The organism is Mesorhizobium sp. WSM4976 (assembly GCF_029625685.1).
GTDB lineage: Bacteria > Pseudomonadota > Alphaproteobacteria > Rhizobiales > Rhizobiaceae > Mesorhizobium.
Map to the genome: position 1 here is coordinate 179682 of NZ_JARTVT010000001.1, position 16766 is coordinate 196447.

13 protein-coding genes are annotated in these 16766 nt (G+C 64.9%); 6 read left to right on the forward strand and 7 right to left on the reverse strand.

All coding sequences use genetic code 11. The features are described 5' to 3' along the window. The first annotated feature begins 45 nt into the window (after positions 1–45). The 4 genes from P9272_RS00835 to P9272_RS00850 all read left to right on the forward strand — a co-directional run bounded on the left by P9272_RS00835 (position 46) and on the right by P9272_RS00850 (position 4723). On the forward strand, positions 46–534 hold the full coding sequence (locus P9272_RS00835; RefSeq protein ID WP_278158108.1) for an Lrp/AsnC family transcriptional regulator: 489 nt from the start codon (positions 46–48) through the stop codon (positions 532–534). 171 nt (positions 535–705) lie between these two features. Further along, a complete protein-coding gene (locus P9272_RS00840) occupies positions 706–2199 on the forward strand; it encodes an NAD-dependent succinate-semialdehyde dehydrogenase (protein WP_278158109.1) in 1494 nt (497 codons plus the stop codon). A gap of 35 nt (positions 2200–2234) precedes the next feature. Next, on the forward strand, positions 2235–3614 hold the full coding sequence (locus tag P9272_RS00845; RefSeq protein WP_278158110.1) for an aspartate aminotransferase family protein: 1380 nt from the start codon (positions 2235–2237) through the stop codon (positions 3612–3614). An 8-nt stretch (positions 3615–3622) separates the two neighbouring features. Further along, a complete protein-coding gene (locus P9272_RS00850; RefSeq protein ID WP_278158111.1) occupies positions 3623–4723 on the forward strand; it encodes an alcohol dehydrogenase family protein in 1101 nt (366 codons plus the stop codon). 30 nt (positions 4724–4753) lie between these two features. Here P9272_RS00850 and P9272_RS00855 read toward each other — a convergent pair whose 3' ends face one another. The 7 genes from P9272_RS00855 to P9272_RS00885 all read right to left on the reverse strand — a co-directional run bounded on the left by P9272_RS00855 (position 4754) and on the right by P9272_RS00885 (position 13463). Then, positions 4754–5728 (reverse strand): branched-chain amino acid ABC transporter permease, encoded by a 975-nt coding sequence (locus P9272_RS00855; RefSeq protein ID WP_278158112.1) that lies wholly within the window; start codon positions 5726–5728, stop codon positions 4754–4756. Further along, on the reverse strand, positions 5725–6603 hold the full coding sequence (locus P9272_RS00860) for a branched-chain amino acid ABC transporter permease (protein WP_278158113.1): 879 nt from the start codon (positions 6601–6603) through the stop codon (positions 5725–5727). Before P9272_RS00860 ends, P9272_RS00855 begins: the two co-directional genes overlap by 4 nt. A 3-nt stretch (positions 6604–6606) precedes the next feature. Then, entirely contained in the window at positions 6607–7317 is a 711-nt protein-coding gene (locus P9272_RS00865) for an ABC transporter ATP-binding protein (protein ID WP_278158114.1), read from the reverse strand. Continuing rightward, on the reverse strand, positions 7310–8110 hold the full coding sequence (locus tag P9272_RS00870; protein WP_128259671.1) for an ABC transporter ATP-binding protein: 801 nt from the start codon (positions 8108–8110) through the stop codon (positions 7310–7312). Before P9272_RS00870 ends, P9272_RS00865 begins: the two co-directional genes overlap by 8 nt. 4 nt (positions 8111–8114) lie before the next feature. Further along, positions 8115–9464, reverse strand: coding sequence for an ABC transporter substrate-binding protein (locus P9272_RS00875; protein ID WP_278158115.1), 1350 nt, complete (start codon positions 9462–9464; stop codon positions 8115–8117). Positions 9465–9485: 21 nt separating this feature from the next. Continuing rightward, entirely contained in the window at positions 9486–10586 is a 1101-nt protein-coding gene (locus P9272_RS00880; RefSeq protein WP_278158116.1) for a class II histone deacetylase, read from the reverse strand. A gap of 141 nt (positions 10587–10727) precedes the next feature. Then, positions 10728–13463, reverse strand: a complete 2736-nt coding sequence (locus tag P9272_RS00885) for a LuxR C-terminal-related transcriptional regulator (RefSeq protein WP_278158117.1) — start codon at positions 13461–13463, stop codon at positions 10728–10730. Positions 13464–13776: 313 nt separating this feature from the next. Here P9272_RS00885 and P9272_RS00890 point away from each other — a divergent pair, with 313 nt between their 5' ends. Continuing rightward, positions 13777–16326 (forward strand): caspase family protein, encoded by a 2550-nt coding sequence (locus P9272_RS00890; RefSeq protein WP_278158118.1) that lies wholly within the window; start codon positions 13777–13779, stop codon positions 16324–16326. Then, positions 16323–16601 carry a hypothetical protein gene (locus tag P9272_RS00895; RefSeq protein ID WP_278158119.1) on the forward strand — a complete coding sequence of 93 codons (279 nt, stop codon included), beginning with the start codon at positions 16323–16325 and terminating at the stop codon, positions 16599–16601. The genes P9272_RS00890 and P9272_RS00895 overlap by 4 nt, the downstream gene beginning before the upstream one ends. The last annotated feature ends 165 nt before the right edge of the window (positions 16602–16766 follow it).

Sequence of the window (16766 nt, forward strand, 5' to 3'; positions counted from 1 at the left end):
GAAATAATGCATAATCATGTGTCTTGAACGAAAGGCGGATCCCGCATGGCGGCAGCGAAGCTCGACCCGATAGACCTCAGGATTCTCGATGCCATCCAGCGCGACGGGCGCATCACGAAGCTGGCGCTGGCCGAAAAGGTCGGGCTGTCGCCGACGCCGTGCTGGATCCGGCTGCGCAAGCTGGAAAAGGCCGGCATCGTCTCCGGCTATCACGCCGCGATCGCCATGCGGGTTCTCGCGTCGGTGGCGACGGTGCTGATGGAGGTGACCCTGGCCAATCATCGCCAGGCGGATTTCGACCGCTTCGAGCGTGTCGTGCGCGATGTTCCGGAGATCGTCGCCTGCTGGTCGGTGGGCGGCGGCGTCGATTATGTGCTGAAGGTCATGGCGCGCGACATCGATGCCTACCAGCGGCTGGTTGACGGCCTGCTCGAACGCGAGATCGGCATCGACCGTTATTTCACCTACATCGTCACCAAGACGGTTAAGGACGAGACCGTGCTACCGGTGGCTGACCTGCTGCCGCAACATTGACGCATCGTCATCCACGGGGCTCAGCAAGGAGCGTAGCGGACTCTGGCTGCTTGCTAGAGATATTGGCTACGCCTATGCGCCAATAGAGAGAATCTCTCTACCAACACCCGCTGAAACAGTCTCATTTTTCGCACGGCACGGCCGATATTTTGGCATCGAATGGAGACGCCGATGTCCGCGCATTTCGCTCGCCCCCACCGCCACGAGGCACTCGACCGGCTTGCCGATCGCCGGTTGCTTCGCGATCTCGGCTATGTCGGCGGCCACTGGACCGCTGGCCAAGAGGCGGCGAGCTTCGAGGTCACTGATCCCGCCACCGGCGCCACCGTCGCCTTTGTCGCGGCGCTCGATGGCAGGCAGACCACTGAAGCGATCGATGCAGCGTCCCGTGCGTTTCCTGCCTGGCGCTCTGCCCTGCCGCAGGAGCGCTCGAAAATCCTGCGAAAGTGGTTCGATCTGATCATCGCCGCCAAGGGCGATCTGGCGCTGCTGATGACGCTCGAGCAGGGCAAGCCGCTGAAGGAATCGCTGGGCGAAATCGACTATGCCGCTTCCTTCGTCGAGTGGTATGCCGAGGACGCGAAACGCCTCAACGCCGAAAGCGTCACCAGCCATCTGCCGAACGCCGAGATGTCGGTGCGCCGCGAGCCGCTCGGCGTGGTCGGCGTCGTCACGCCCTGGAATTTCCCGTCGGCCATGCTCACCCGCAAGGCCGCGGCCGCGCTTGCTGCCGGCTGCACAGTGGTGGCGCATCCGTCCGCCGAAACGCCGTTGTCGGCACTGGCGCTGGCCGAGCTTGGCGAGCGCGCCGGGCTGCCGGCCGGCGCCTTCAACGTCGTCACGGGTGATGCGCGCACCATTGTCGGCGCGATGTGCGCCGATGCCAGGGTCCGCGCCATGAGCTTCACCGGATCGACCGAAGTCGGCCGGCTGATCGCCGCGCAGAGTGCCGCGACGATGAAGCGCCTGGTCATGGAGCTCGACGGCCATGCGCCGCTGATCGTTTTCGACGACGCCGATATCGACAAGGCCGTCACGATCGCGCTGGACGCCAAATTCGCCACCTCCGGCCAGGATTGCCTCGCCGCCAACCGCATCTATGTGCAGCGGCCAATCTATGACCGCTTTTGCGCCGCTTTCGCGCGCCGCATCGAGAAGCTTCGCGTCGGCAACGGGCTATCCGCGGACGCCGAGATCGGGCCGTTGATGCATGAGCGCGCGGTCAAGAAAGTGGAGGAGCAGGTGGCCGATGCCGTTGCTCATGGCGCCCGTTGCCTGACCGGCGGCAAGCGTCACGCTGCCGGCCCACTGTTTTACCAGCCGACGCTGCTTGTCGATGTGCCGGACGAAGCGCTGATCATGCATGAGGAAACGTTCGGCCCGGTCGCCGCCGTAACATCGTTCGACGACGAGGCTGAAGTCGTCGCCCGCGCCAACGCCACCGAATATGGCCTCGTCGCCTATGTCGTCACCGAGCACGGCGCGCGGCAGGCGCGCATGGGGCGTGCGCTGGACTACGGCATGGTCGCGATCAACCGCGTCAAGATCACCGGCGCGCCGATCCCCTTCGGCGGCGTCAAGCAGTCCGGCATTGGCCGCGAGGGCTCACGACACGGGCTCGAAGCCTTCACCGATCTGAAATACCTTTGTCTCGACGTGGCCTAGCGCACGCCGGAAGAATTCCCTGCAAGGAGAAAAAAATGCTCGAACAATCCAACGAACTTTCGGCCTGGGATCGCGACCACTTCTTCCATCCCTCGACGCATATGGGCACGCACGCACGCGGCGAGTCACCGGCGCGCATCATGGCCGGCGGCGAGGGCGTCACGGTCTGGGACAACACCGGCAAGAAGAGCATCGATGCCTTTGCCGGCCTCTATTGCGTCAATGTCGGTTATGGCCGCCAGAAGATTGCCGACGCAATCGCCGAGCAGGCGAAGAACCTGGCCTATTATCACGCCTATGTCGGCCACGGCACGGAGGCCGCGATCACGCTTGCCAAGATGATCATCGACCGCGCGCCGAAGGGCATGAGCCGTGTCTATTTCGGCCTCTCCGGCTCAGACGCCAACGAGACCAACATCAAGCTGATCTGGTACTACAACAACGTCCTCGGCCGTCCTGAAAAGAAGAAGATCATCTCGCGCTGGCGCGGCTACCACGGTTCCGGCGTGATGACCGGCTCGCTGACCGGGTTGGAACTGTTCCACAATGCGTTCGACCTGCCGCGCGAGCCGATCCTGCACACCGAGGCGCCGTACTATTTCCGCCGCGCCGACCGCTCGATGAGCGAGGAGCAGTTCTCGCAGTATTGCGCCGACAAGCTGGAAGAGATGATCCTTGCCGAAGGTCCGGACACCGTCGCGGCCTTCATCGGCGAGCCGATCCTCGGCACCGGCGGCATCGTGCCGCCGCCGGCTGGCTACTGGGAAAAGATCCAGGCCGTGCTGAACAAGTATGACGTGCTGCTCGTCGCCGACGAGGTGGTGACCGGCTTCGGCCGTCTCGGCACCATGTTCGGCTCGGATCACTATGGCATCAGGCCGGACCTGATCACCATCGCCAAGGGACTTACCTCGGCTTACGCGCCGCTGTCCGGCGTCATCGTTTCCGACAAGGTCTGGCAGGTGCTGGTCAAGGGTTCCGACAAGCTGGGCTCGCTGGGGCATGGCTGGACCTATTCGGCGCACCCGATCTGCGTTGCCGCCGGCGTCGCCAATCTCGAGCTGATCGACGAGATGGACCTGGTGCGGAACGCTGGCGAGACCGGTGCCTATTTCCGCGCCGAGCTTGCCAAGGCCGTCGGCGGTCATAAGCATGTTGGCGAGGTACGCGGCGACGGCATGCTGGCCGCAATAGAGTTCGTCAAGGATCGCGACGACCGCGTCTTCTTCGATCCGGCGCTGAAGGTCGGGCCGCAGATCGCCACGGCGCTGGCCGCCAGCGGCGTCATCGGCCGCGCCATGCCCCAGGGCGACATCCTCGGCTTCGCGCCGCCGCTTTGCCTGACGCGCGAGGAAGCCGACATCATCGTCGCCAAGACCGCCGACGCCGTGAACGGCGTCCTCGCCAGCATCTGAGAAGCGCCATGAATGCCATGACAAGAACCGTTCCCGCCACAATGGCCGCCGTGCAGCTAACCGGCCACGGCGGCCTGGAGAAGCTCGTCTACCGCACCGATGTGAAGGTGCCTGCGCCTGTCGCCGGCGAAGTGCTGGTCAAGGTCAGCGCCTGCGGCATGAACAACACCGATGTCTGGGTGCGCCAGGGCGCCTATGGCACGGAGGAGGATGCCGGAGCGGTCTCCACCTGGCGCCGGCAAGGCAACACGCTGACTTTTCCGCGCATCCAGGGCACCGACACGGTGGGCACGATCGTCGCCGTCGGCGACGGCGTGCCAGTGAGCCGCATCGGCGAGCGCGTCATGGTCGACTTCTCGATCTACAACCGCGACGACGATTCGCTGGCCGACATCGACTATATGGGCCATGGCCGCGACGGCGGTTACGCCGAATACCAAGCGCTGCCGGCTGAGAACGCCCATGTTGTCGACACCGACCTGAGCGATGTCGAGCTCGCCACTTTTTGCTGCGCCTATCTCACCGGCGAGCAGATGCTGGAGCGCGCGGCGCTGAAGGCCGGCGAGCGGGTGCTGGTCACCGGCGCGTCTGGCGGCGTCGGCTCCGGCATCGTGCAACTGGCGCGGGCGCGCGGCGCCATCCCCTATGCCGTCGTCGGCAAGGGCAAGGAGCAGGCCGTGCTCGACATCGGCGCCGAGAAGGTGATCACGCGCGGCGTGGCCGATCTGCCCGCCGCCGTCAGCGATGCGACAGGCGGCCAGCCCATCGAGGTGGTGGCCGATCTGGTCGGCGGCGCCATCTTCAACGACCTGTTGCGCATCCTGCGGCCCGAGGGCCGCTACACCACTGCGGGCGCCATTGCCGGCCCGGTCGTGCAGCTCGACCTGCGCACCATGTATCTGAAGCAGCTCCAACTGCATGGCTCGAGCCAGGGCACACGCGCCGACTTCCGCCGCATCGTGCGCTACATCGAGGAAGAGAAGATCAAGCCGCTGGTCGGCGGGGTCTACAAACTGTCGGACTTCCACCGCGCCCAGACCGACTTCATGCGCAAGGACTTCGTCGGCAAGCTGGTGGTGGTACCGGATGCGGTGTGGAGCGGCGCCTGACCCGGAAGAGAGCGCCGACGGAAGCTATCGTCAATTGCGGCTGGCGCGGCTCCTCTGCAGCCAGCCGTTCAGTCCGTTCGGCCATGCGATGACGAAGACCGCCAGCAGCAGCCCAAGGCCGATATTGCGGTAGTCGGACAACTCCCGCATGCCTTCGTCGGCCAGCATCAGCACGGCGGCGCCGAGCAGGGGTCCCCATATCGAGCCGAGGCCGCCGATGACGATCATCGCGATCAGGAACAGCAGCGTCGAGAAGGAAAACACCGTCGGGCCGACGACGCGGAAATGGATGGCGTAGAAGCCGCCGGCGATGCCGGTGAAGAAGGCGGATACGGCGAAAATCCAGAGCTGGTATTTGAAACGACTGATGCCGCGCGACATGGCGTAGCCCGGGTTGTCGCGCAGCGCCCGAAAGGCGAGGCCGAGCGGTCCCCGGATGACGATGATCGAGATCGTCACCGCGACAGCCAGCAGCGCCAGCCCGACATAATAATGGGCGACGTACCATTTCGACGGGAACAGCGCGCGCAGGCCGATGTCGCCGAACTGGCCGATGCCGCGCACGCCGCCGAACAGCGGCATGCAGCCGCCGGTGGTGGTGAAGCAATCGGTGTCGTTGACGATGAGCACATACATGACCTGCGCGATCGCCAGCGTCAGCAGCGCCACGTAAGGGCCGCGCAGGCGCAGGCAGGCGAGGCCGATCAGCATGCCGACCGCGACGGTGATCACGCCGGCCATCGGGACGGCGGCAAGCATGGGCACCTTCCAGTAGAAACCCAGCATCGCGGTGGCGTAGGCGCCGGTGGCGAACAGCGCCATCTGCGCCAGCGAGAAGATGCCGCCTATGCCGAGTACGAGGTTCCACTGCACCACGACGATCGCCCAGATGAAGAACAGCGTCGACTGCGTGATGACATAGCGCCCTGGCATGGCGAACGGCAGCGCGACGGCGAGAGCCAGGCAGACGAGGCCGATCAGGATGTCGCGGCGGATCGATTTCATAGGCGCACCACCTGCTGTTTGCCGAACAGGCCGTAGGGCCGCCAGATAAGCACGAGGATGACGAGAAGCAGCAAGGTGGCGAAGCTCCAGCGCACGCCGAGCACATATTGCGTGGCGGCCTCGAGCAGCCCAAGCGCGATCGCCGCGACCACCGCGCCGTAGACATTGCCAAGGCCCGCAACCACGCAGACGATGAAGGCCTTCAGCATGGGGTCGCCGCCCATCACCGGCGTCAGCGTGGCGATCGAGCTGATCATGATGCCGGAAACGGCGGCGAGCGCGCCGGAGAGCGCCAGCACCTGCGCGTAGATCCGGCCGACCCTGACGCCCATGAGCTGCGCCGCTTCGCGGTTCATCGAAGTGGCGCGGATGGCGCGGCCGGCGCTGGTGCGCTGCAGGAGGATGGCGACCCCCACCATCAGCACGATGGCGACGCCGAGGATGAACACGTTCTGCAGCGGTATATGCACATTGCCGATGACGACCTGGCCGTCGACGGCGAGCGGCTGCGGGATCGGATAAGGTCCAAAACCCTTGAGCATCAGGTTCTCTATGACGCTGCCGATGCCGATCGTGGCGATGAAGATGTTGGTCTCGAAATTCTCGGCCCTGAGCAGCGGCAGCGCCGCGCTGAAATAGATCATCAGGCCGACCAGCGCGCAGACGAACGCGGCGGCGAGCAGCGCCAGTGTTGGATGCAGGCCGGCATGGACGATGGCCGCGTAGCAGATATAGCCGCCGAGTGTCAGGATGGCGCCATGCGCCATGTTGAGCATGTTGAGCGAGCCGTAGACCAGCGAGAGGCCGATGGTTGCGACCGCGTACATGGCGCCGAGCGTCAGGCCGGACGCGACGATCTGGATCAGGACGTCCATCGCTCACACTCCGAGATAGGTTTCGACGATTTCCGGGCGCGCCATAAGTTCGACGCCCAGGCCCGACCAGGCGATGCGGCCATTGTCGAGCAGGTGGATCATGTCGGCATGCTCGGCGATCCGCTCGGCATTTTCCTCGACGAGAAGGATGGTGCGTCCCTTGCGCCTGAGGTTGAAGATGACCTCGTAGATTTGCTCGATGACTATTGGCGCCAGTCCGAGCGAGGGCTCGTCCAGCATCAGCACCTCGCCGCCCGCCATCAGGCCGCGGCCGATGCCGCACATGCGGCGCTCGCCGCCGGAGAGCGTGCCGGCGGTCTGGTTGCGGCGCTCCTTAAGCTTGGGCAGCAGCGTGAAGACGAAATCGAGCCGTTCGGCCAGTCCGTCGCTGTTGGCATATGCGCCCATCAACAGGTTTTCGTGCACGGTCATCGCCGGAAAGAGCAGGTCGCCCTGCGGAACCTGGATGACGCCGCGTTCGACGATCTGGTCGGGGCGCAGGCGGTCGATGCGCGAGCCATCGAGGCGGATCTCGCCGGACGTCACCGGCACCAGCCCGGAAATCGCCTTGAGCAGGGTGCTCTTGCCATGTCCGTTGGGGCCGACAATGGCGGTGAGCTCGCCCTTCCTTGCCGAAAGTTTGATGGCGTCGAGCACGATGCGGCCGGCGTAGCCGGCGCTCGCGTCGACGATCTCGAGAGTTGCCTCAGCCATGCGTGTTTTCCATGAAGGAGCGCAGCCGCTCAGAGGCACCCTGGCCGAGATAGACGTCGACAACGGTGCGGTCGTCGAGGAGCTTCGTCGGCAGGCCTTCGAATATCTTTTCGCCGTGATGCATGATCATGATGCGGTCGGAGAGGCGCACCAGGAAGCGCATCACATGCTCGATGAGGATGATGGTGACGCCTGCCGCCTTGATGGCGCGCACGGCATCCATCACACGGTCGACCTCGCGCGCCGTAAGGCCGCCGACGGGCTCGTCCATCAGAAGCAGTTTCGGCTTCGTCGCCATGGCGCTGGCCATCATCAAGAGCTTGCGGTCAAGCACCGGCAGCTTCCCGGTGACCTTGTCTGCGCGGTCGGCGATGCCGAGCATCTCAAGTGCGGCATCGGCGGCCTCATGCGCCGCGCGGCCGGCGCGCAGCGTCGGCACGGCCCGGTTGTTGCGGCCAAAATAGGCGCCGACCAGCACGTTCTCGCGCGCGGTCATGCTGTCGAAGCCGGCATTCAGCTGGAAGGTGCGGGCGACGCCGGCGTGGCAGATCTGCTCGGGCGCATGCTTGGTGATGTCCTGGCCGTCGAGCACGATCGCACCCTTGGTGGCTGGGTTCAGCCCCGAGATCACCTCGAACAGCGTCGTCTTGCCGGCACCGTTCGGCCCGCCGATGCCGAGTATTTCTCCAGCCCCGACATCGAAGGAGAGATCGCGGACCGCCGCGAGCGCGCCGAAGGACTTGCCGACATGCCTGCACGACAGCAATGGCGTCGCGGCGGCGTCTTGCGTCATCCGGCTAGGCCTTGATCCATGGCGGCATCATGAACTTGGTCGTGCCGTATGGCGCCGGCGCGATCAGGCCGGGACCCTTGGTGTAGTCCTGGATCTGCAGGAACTGATGCGGCATGCCGAGCGATGAATCGTTGACCTGCGTAGGATAGGTGTAGGCTGCGTTCTCGAGCGGCATGAAGCGGGTCGTGCCGGTCACGCCGCGCCATATCATCGAGCTCATCCGGGCTGCAACCTTGCGGTTCTGGTCGTTGTTGCCGGGTTCGCCCGTGCCGCCGGCAAGTGCGGCGGCTGTCGCCCAGACATAGGCGCCGTCATAGGGCTGCGCGCCGGAATTATGGCCGGCGTTCGGGCCGAACTTTTCCTTGTAGCGCTTCTCGAAGGCAGTGCCGATCTCGTCCTGCAGCGCGCCGACGACGGTCGCGTAGATGATGCCGTTGGCGGCCTGCTTGGCGATGTCGCGGAAGGCTGGGATCGACGGGCCGTATTGCATATAGACCAGGCTCGGCGTCGGGTTCGAGGCGAACTGCAGCGCGAACTGCCCGAGATCGGCCGGCAGGAAGTGCGTGATGCAGATCACCGCCGGCGGATCCTGGCGGATCTTGGCCAGCGTCGGGCCCCACTCGGACGCCGGCACGCTGACGGTCTCGAACAGGCTGATGTCCCAGCCATAGCTCTTAGCCTGTTCCTTGACGGCGTTAGCGATGTTGGAGGCATAGACGCCGGCCGACAGGATCACCGCCATCTTGTTGTTCTTGCGCTTCCACTCGCCGTTCTCCTCCAGTCCCTGCAGGAATTTCAGGAAGCCGGGGCCATACCAGTATTCGGCCGGATCGCCCTGGAACGAACCCCAGTAGCGGTCCGGGTTGGACTTCACCAGATTGTTGTGGCCGATCGTGGTGTCGTAGTGGACGTAGATGATGCCGTTGTCGGCGGCGACCTCCTGGATCGCGGCGCCGGAGCCAATGTTGTAACCGTTGAGGATGGCGTGCACGCCGTGCCGGTCGACGAGCCGCTGCGCCGCCTGAACGTTGGTGGCGTCGCCCATCTGCGCGGTGTCCTCGAAGGACGGCTCGAGCGGCCGGCCGAGGATGCCGCCCAGCGCGTTGATCTCCTCGCAGGCAAGCGTCAGGCCGTTCTTGAACTCGATGCCGTCGGGCGCGGCGAAATCAGTGGTCGGCCCGCACTGGCCGACCGGGATCGGGTCGCCTTCGGCGCGCGCCTCGTTGTTCATCGAAAACAGCATGGCCGGCATGCCGGTCAGCGTCGCGGCGGTGGCAAGGCCGCCCTTGATCAGGAAATTGCGGCGAGAGCCGGCAATCACATTCGGAGTGGTCAGTTTCGAACTGCGCTTCATCTCGATTCCCCTTGTTTTTTGTCAGTTTATGTTTTTGACCAGTTCGGCAGCCTGGTCGATGATTGCCGTCTGATGCGGCTGCGCCGACATTCCACCCCATTGTCCCATCAGCTGGTCCCACGGGTCCTCGACGCCCGTGCGGTGCCCGCAAAGCTCCTCGATCACCGCTAGGCCGCAATAGGGCACGTACATTTCGGAGTAGCCGCCCTCATGCGTCATCACCAGGCGCCCGCCGCACAGCTCGCGCGCCGCGTCGAGCAGCATGCGCGCCAGTCTGCGATAGCCGCTGGAATTCATCAGCATGCGCCCCATCGGATCGACGCCGGAAGCGTCGAAGCCCGAGGGCACCACGATCAGCTCCGGCTTGAAGCGTGTCAGCGCCGGGAGCACCACGCGCTCGAACGCCGCGGCGTAGGCGCCGGGACCGGACCCCGGCGGCAGCGGGACGTTGATGTTGAAGCCCTTGCCCTTGCCCTCGCCATTTTCGGCGATCGCGCCGGAATTGGCCGGGAACAGATTGTCCTGGTGCAGCGATATCGAAAGCACGCTCGGATCGTCGTAGAAGATCGCCTGCGTGCCGTTGCCGTGATGCACGTCCCAGTCGACGGTCGCGATGCGCGTGAGGCCGTGCAACTGCTGCGCATGGCGGATGGCGATAGCGGCGTTCGAGAACAGGCAGAAGCCCATACCGACATCGGCGGTGGCGTGATGGCCTGGAGGACGGATCAGCGCATAGGCATTGTCGACCTCGCCGGTGATGACGGCCTCCATCGCCTTGATGGCGCCGCCGGCTGCCAGGAGCGCGATCTCATAGCTGCCGGCGCCGAGCGGGGTCAGCGAACTGGCGTCTCCATAGCCGCGGTCGCTGATCTCCCTGATCTTGGCGATATGCGCAGGCGTGTGGACCCGCGACAGTTCCTCGACCGTGGCGCGCCGCGGTTTGATGGTGACCAGATGGTCGAGGATGCCGCTCACTTCCAGCAGGTTGCGCAGGCGGCGCTTGGTCTCGGGATTTTCGGCATGCGTGCCAGGCTGGACCGTCAGGCTCGGCGGGAAGACCTGGTTCCAGTTCCAGGTGTTGTGCCAAAGATAAAGTTCGTGGAAAACGAAACCAGTCGCCATGCGGCACCACCCAGCGTATCTCGACCGGATGATGGCCCGCTACATTAGCGCTGTCCCGACACCTTCGGGTAACGGGTGGCTTTTTTAAGCCCACCCATTCGGGTAGTTCTTGTCGCGGCGCAATTGCGGACTGAAGATTGCTCAGCCAGCCAATTGCCGCTCGGTGGCGGCATCTAGCCCGATTTCCTTCAGCTTGAGGACCGCTTCCGTCCGACTTGAAACGCCAAGCTTGCCGAAGATGTTCTTCAAATGCCACTTCACCGTGTCGGGCGCCATGGACAGCGACTCCGCCAGCTGGCGGTTGGTGTAGGCGCGCAGAAGCAGGGCGGCGACATCGGTTTCCTTGCTGCTCAGCATCTGCTTCTTCACAGCGATCGCTATCGGGCGCGCACGCTCAGGCGCGGTCTTGCCCAGCTCGCGCAGGAGCGTGTCGACAAAGGTGGCCGTGCTCGAATTGCGTGACCAGGCCGGAATTCGTGAGCGGGCGAATTCGAGCACCTCGCGCATCGGCAGGCCTTCATCGATGAGGGAGCGCAATGCGTTCTGCGGCAGCGCCAGGGTGACGACGTCGACCACCGCCGCCAGGGCCAGCAGCGTTTCGCCCGCGCCGTGCGCGGCGATCGCTACCAGCGCACGCACCTGCATGAAGCCGCGCAGGCGGCCGTCGCGGCGCATGCGCTCGGCGATACGGTCGAGCACGGCGATGGCCTTGGCCGGGTGGTCCTCGGCGATCAGCACGCGCGCGGCGCCGATATGGGCATATTCGTCGAGCGGATGGATCGGGGCTGGCCGGCTTTCGGCCGAAGGCTCGATGCCGCGCGAACGCAGCGCCAGCCGGGCGGCGCGGACGTCGCCGCGCGACAACAGCAACCGCACCCGCTCGTTCAGCGCGGCCGCAGTCAGGCGGCGGTAGCGCTTCTCGATGCCCAGCCGCTCGGCGCGTTCGAGGAAGACGATGGCCTCGTCGTGCCGCCCATGCGCAGCGGAGAGCCGCGCAAGATGCAGCTTGCAGGCCATTTCATGCACGACGAGCCCGCATTCCTCGATGATCTGCCGATGCTGGTGCAGGATGCGCTCGGCGCCCTGCAGGTCGTTCCATTCATAGGCGAGCTCGACATGGAAGATCGCCGTCATCGCTTCGGTGTAGGAGCCGGGTCCCAGGCGCTCGCGGGCGAGCCGGCAGGCGCGGTCGAGCAATCGGCGCGCCTCGGCCAGGTTGCCGGCGGAGATCTCGACCAGGCCCAGCAACAGGTCGCAATAGACGATGCCGAAGACCGAGTTGGCGGCGGCATGATGGTCGCGTGCCGCGAGGCTTCGCAAGCGTGCGGCATCCAGCTCGCCGAGCGAATAGTGGCTGAAGGCGCAGATATTGGCGAGCGTGCCGCGCGCGAAAGGCTCGTCTTCGGGAAAATCCGCAAGCCAGCGCGAGGCGACCCGGGTCGCGGTGCGGGAGCGGTCGGTGGCACTGATGACGCCGGCCGTCAGCGTCTGCAGCTCGGCCTTGAGCGAGCGGGTGGTCGCGCGGTCGATCTCGCCGCGCTCGGCAAGCTGCCCGATCAGGATCTTGGCCTGTTTGAGGATGCGGACCGCCTGGCGCGGCCGGCTCATGTGGAACTGTGCCCAGACGCGCGCAAGGAGCAGGCGGGGGCGGGCGGCGATAAGGTCCGGGGGAAGGTGGTTCAGCCACTCCGTCAGCTTGGGGATATGGCCCTGCATGGTCAGCGGCATGGCGCATTCCTCGACCAGGCGCGCCGCATGGTCGGCGTCGCCGCTGGCAAGCGCGTGGTCGACCGCGTCGGAGATATAGCCTCGGGCTGCCAGCCAGGCGGCGGCTGAGCGATGCAGGTCCGTGCGTGCCCCGGGCGCCCAGCCATCCAGCTTGTTGCGCAGGAACTCCGAGAACAGGTGGTGATAGCGGAACCATTGTCCCGAGGAATCGAGCGCGATGAGGAAAAGGTTCGACTGCTCGATGGCGGCCAGCGCTGCGGCGCAGTCCCGTCCCGGACAGACCGCCTCGACGAGGCCCAGGCAGAAGCGATCGAGGATAGAGGTCCTGAGCAGGAAATCCTGGATGTAGGGCGCCTGCCTGGCGAGCACATCGTGCGTGAGGAACATCGCCACGTCGCGCTGGCTGCCGGAAAATTCGGCGATGAAGGCTTCCCGCGAGCCCTCATGCGCCAAAGCCAAGGCGGCAAGCTGCAGGCCGGCCGGCCAGCCTTCGGTCTTGTGGTGGAGCGCCACCACGGCCGAGACGGCGAGGTCGAGGCCGCAGACATTGGCAAGATAGTCCTCGGTCTCCTCGAGCGAAAAGCGCAAGTCGCTGTCGCCGAGGCTGACCACATGCCCCTTCATCTTCATATGGGCAAGCTCGAGCGGCAGCTCGCCGCGGGTCGCGAGCACGATGCGCAAGGCGGGCGGCGCATAGGCGACCAGCATGTTGATGCAGGCGGCTATCTCGCCGGAGACGATCAGATGCGCATCGTCGAGAACGAGGTAGATCGGCGCGGCGCGACGCGATAATTGGTTGATAATGGCGGTGAGGATGGAATCGATCGGCGTCACCGGGCTGGAGTCGATCAGCGATTCCGCGTTGCCGGCAATGTCGGGGTCCACGCGGTGGAAGGCGGCGGCGAGATATTTGAGGAAGCGGGCGAGATCGTTGTCCAGCCGGTCGATTGATAGCCACGCGACCTGGGCTATGCCGCCGGATATGCCGGCGGCCCATTGCGACAGCAGGGTCGATTTGCCGAAGCCGGCGGGCGAGGTCACCACCGTCAGCTTTCCCGCCGTCGCCGCGTCCAGGGTGCGCAGCAGCCGCGGCCTTTGAACAAGGGCGTCGCGCAAATGAGGCGGCTGGAGCTTCGTCTCTATCAGCATGTGGCTCTCGACGGCTGGTATGGCGCAATAGTAAACGCGGAGTGCAGCGCGGAGGCAATGGCCGGTGAAGTAGATGCTCGCCGCGGCCGGCGTGCATCGCTACGGCGGTCCTGCATCGACACTTGGCCCCGCGCCCCTCCCAGGTCATTGCGGCGCCTCGGTCTCTGAGTTATTTTAGCAGTCTATTGGATGCGCGAGCTGCCCTGCAGCGGCGGTCCTTGCCATTTTGGCAGATTGTGAAGTCTTTAACAGACCGCGATGACGCAAGCTGCGTTCTTGTGGCCGACTGGAGATAGCAGTTAGGGATTTTGCCATGCTGCGACGCTGTGTGCTGATTGCAGCCTTGATCTTCGTGGGTCTCACGACGGTGCAGGCGCGTGCCGATCGAAGGGTTGCGCTTGTCATAGGCAATTCCGAATACCGCGAAATTCCGGCCCTGAAGAATCCTGACAAGGATGCCGAGGACGTTTCGAACACGTTTCGGCTGGCCGGGTTCGATGTGTTCGTCGCCAAGGACCTCACCAAGCTCCAGTTCGAGAAGGAGTTCCGCAATTATCTCGCCGCGGCCGACGGCGCCGATCTCGCGGTCGTCTATTATTCGGGCCACGGCTTTCAGATTGGCGGCGAGAATTTCCTGATCCCGGTCGATGCATCGCTGAAGGCTGCGGCCGATATCGAGGTCCAGGCGGTCAAGCTCGACGACGTCCTGCAGCAGTTGCGCGCCAAATCGAAGATCCAGGTGATCATTCTCGACGCCTGCCGCAACAATCCGTTTCCGCGCAAGGATTACTGGCTGCGCGACCAGTTGATCGCGGCCGGCGGCACCGGCCTCGCCCAGGTGAAAAGCTCGCTGAACACGCTGATCGCCTTCGCCACGGAGCCCGGCGCCGTCGCCTATGACGGGTCCGGCGATCTCAGCCCGTTTTCATCCGCCTTCTCCCGCCGCGCGCTGGCGCCCAACCAGGAGATACGCTCGGTCATGGCGGCCGTGCGCCGCGACGTGGTCGAGGCCACCAAGGGCGCCCAGGTTCCGTGGGAGAATTCCTCGCTGATCGACGAGGTGGTGCTCATGCGCCGCGCCAGCCGGCCCGCTTTGCCGCCGGTGCTGGAAAAGACCGTGCCGGCCGGCGTCGGGCCTGTCGTGCTCGACCTGCCGGTGCCCGTCGACGTCGACGGCGGCGCGGTCACTATCAGCATCGAAAGACCGCCGGCGCTGGGGCGTCTGATCCTGGACAACAGGCCGGTCGCAACGGGCCAGCCCATAGAGGGCAAGGATCTGCCGCGACTCGCGATGGATGTGCCGAAGGGCGCCGACACCGAGGACCAGGTCGATATGCTGGCCTATGCCGCGCATGACGAATGGGGCGGCGGATCGCAAGGCATTCTGGTGTTCAGGGTCAAGAATGGCGACGGCGCCGCCGGCAAGCAGCTCGTGGCCTCGCTGGAGTCCGAGCAGAAGCAGCAGGTGGCGGAGCGTGGCATCCACATCGCCGGCGCCGCCGAGGCGATCGAGAACCGCGACGTGAAGATTCCCGTCGGTGTCGGTCCGGTTCCGCTGAAGCTGGATTTGCCGACCAAGGATCCGGCGGTCAGCGTGAAGCTCGCGAGCTATCCGGCGACGGGGACGCTGTCCCTGCCCGATCGGACCCTGTCGCCGCAATCGAGCCTGAGGGCCAATGAAATCGACCAGCTGCGCTACGAACCCCAGATAGGCGCCGCAAAACCGCTGATCGTCGGCTTCGAGATCGCGGCGGATAACACCTCGTCTAAGCCTGCGACGATGAAGCTGTCGCCAAGCGTCGATCCTTGCGACACCGAGGCAGGCGAGCCTTTGGACCTGCAGGGCGTCGTCCCCGGCCTGTTGCCGAACGAGATCGGCGCCGGCGCGGTGGAGGCCTGCCGGGCGGCGGTGAAAGCCTATCCCGATGTCGCGCGCTTCCACTACGAACTGGGGCGCGCGCTGCTCGCCGCCGGCAAGGTCGACGAGGCGAAGAAGGCCATTCAGGACGCCGCCGACAAGGGACATGTCCGCGCTGTGTTCGAGCTCGGTTACATCGCTTCGTCCGGCATAGGAACGGCCGTGGACCCGTCGAAGGCGAATGGCTTCTACGCTAAGGCGTCTGATAAAGGCGATCCTTATGGAATGACCGCTTGGGGACGCGCGCTGTTCAATGGTCTTGGCGTCCAGCGCGATACCGGCAAGGGCTTGGATTTGCTGCTCAAAGCGGCGGCCATGGGCCACACCTATGCGATGAACGATCTCGCTGCGATCTTCACCGAAGGCCGCAATGGCGTGCCCGCCGACCCGGCTCGTGCCGCCGCCTTCCTCAAGGCAGGCGTCGAGCGCCAGGACATGTATTCGATGAACATTCTTGGGCGCAACTACCTTAGCGGACGTGGCGTCGAGAAGGATACGAAGCAGGCGCGGGCACTTTTCCAGAAGGCGATGGATCTCGGCCAACCATATGCGCCCGGCAGTCTTGCGCGCATGTACCGGGACGGTGACGGCGTCGATCAGAACCTTGCCGAAGCACAGAGGCTATTCGAACTGGCGACCGACCGTGGCGACTACTCAGCGGCCTATGATCGCGCGGCCATCGAAATGCAGAAAGGCGACAAGTCCGATCAGGCCGTCGCCGTCCGCTATCTGGCGTTCGCGGCAGGACTTGATCTGCGCAACGAGTTGCCGGTCGCTCGGTCGACCTTGGCGCAGTTCGGCGCAAAGCCGAAGGCGGCTGCCCTCAAGCAACTGCGCTCCGAACTCAAATCCAAAATCCCGACCGGTGGCTCGGTAGACGACCAATTGGTCAAGACTGCCAGAGCCATCTGGGAACAGGCCAATCCGCGTCGGGACCTGTTTTGATCAACAAGGAGGCAATGGTGGGCAGGGCATTGAAGCAGGCGTTCATCGCAACATTCCTATCCCTCACGGTCGCTGCGTGCACGACCATAGCGCCCAGGGTCGAACCGGCGCCGGTAACGAAACATCGCACCACGCAGGTTCGCGTGACGACGCCAAAGGTCGTCAAGCAGAAGAAGGTGACTGCCAAGAAACTGATCAAACCGGTCAAGAACGAAACCACGCCCGTCATTGCACCCTTAGGTGGGAGCGGCGGCGGTGGCGGCGGTGGCTGGTAGTATCGTCACCGACAACCGTTCTTTCCCGACGCATGGCGTCGTAACCGCTCGTCCGGTCAGTTCGGCGACGCGGCGATCGACGGCAAGAGCATAGCCCAACCGATCAAGGGAGAACCGCTTTTCAGCCCGGTCGAAGGCCTCGACGAGTCGGTCTGGCAGGGCAAG

Bases quoted from the DNA above. Each gene is read 5' to 3' on its own strand.
- P9272_RS00840 (WP_278158109.1), top strand. From the start codon at position 706: ATGTCCGCGCATTTCGCTCGCCCCCACCGCCACGAGGCACTCGACCGG.
- P9272_RS00890 (WP_278158118.1), top strand. From the start codon at position 13,777: ATGCTGCGACGCTGTGTGCTGATTGCAGCCTTGATCTTCGTGGGTCTC.
- P9272_RS00870 (WP_128259671.1), bottom strand. From the start codon at position 8,110: ATGACGCAAGACGCCGCCGCGACGCCATTGCTGTCGTGCAGGCATGTC.
- P9272_RS00865 (WP_278158114.1), bottom strand. From the start codon at position 7,317: ATGGCTGAGGCAACTCTCGAGATCGTCGACGCGAGCGCCGGCTACGCC.
- P9272_RS00855 (WP_278158112.1), bottom strand. From the start codon at position 5,728: ATGAAATCGATCCGCCGCGACATCCTGATCGGCCTCGTCTGCCTGGCT.
- P9272_RS00850 (WP_278158111.1), top strand. From the start codon at position 3,623: ATGAATGCCATGACAAGAACCGTTCCCGCCACAATGGCCGCCGTGCAG.
- P9272_RS00885 (WP_278158117.1), bottom strand. From the start codon at position 13,463: ATGCTGATAGAGACGAAGCTCCAGCCGCCTCATTTGCGCGACGCCCTT.
- P9272_RS00875 (WP_278158115.1), bottom strand. From the start codon at position 9,464: ATGAAGCGCAGTTCGAAACTGACCACTCCGAATGTGATTGCCGGCTCT.
- P9272_RS00860 (WP_278158113.1), bottom strand. From the start codon at position 6,603: ATGGACGTCCTGATCCAGATCGTCGCGTCCGGCCTGACGCTCGGCGCC.
- P9272_RS00880 (WP_278158116.1), bottom strand. From the start codon at position 10,586: ATGGCGACTGGTTTCGTTTTCCACGAACTTTATCTTTGGCACAACACC.
- P9272_RS00845 (WP_278158110.1), top strand. From the start codon at position 2,235: ATGCTCGAACAATCCAACGAACTTTCGGCCTGGGATCGCGACCACTTC.
- P9272_RS00835 (WP_278158108.1), top strand. From the start codon at position 46: ATGGCGGCAGCGAAGCTCGACCCGATAGACCTCAGGATTCTCGATGCC.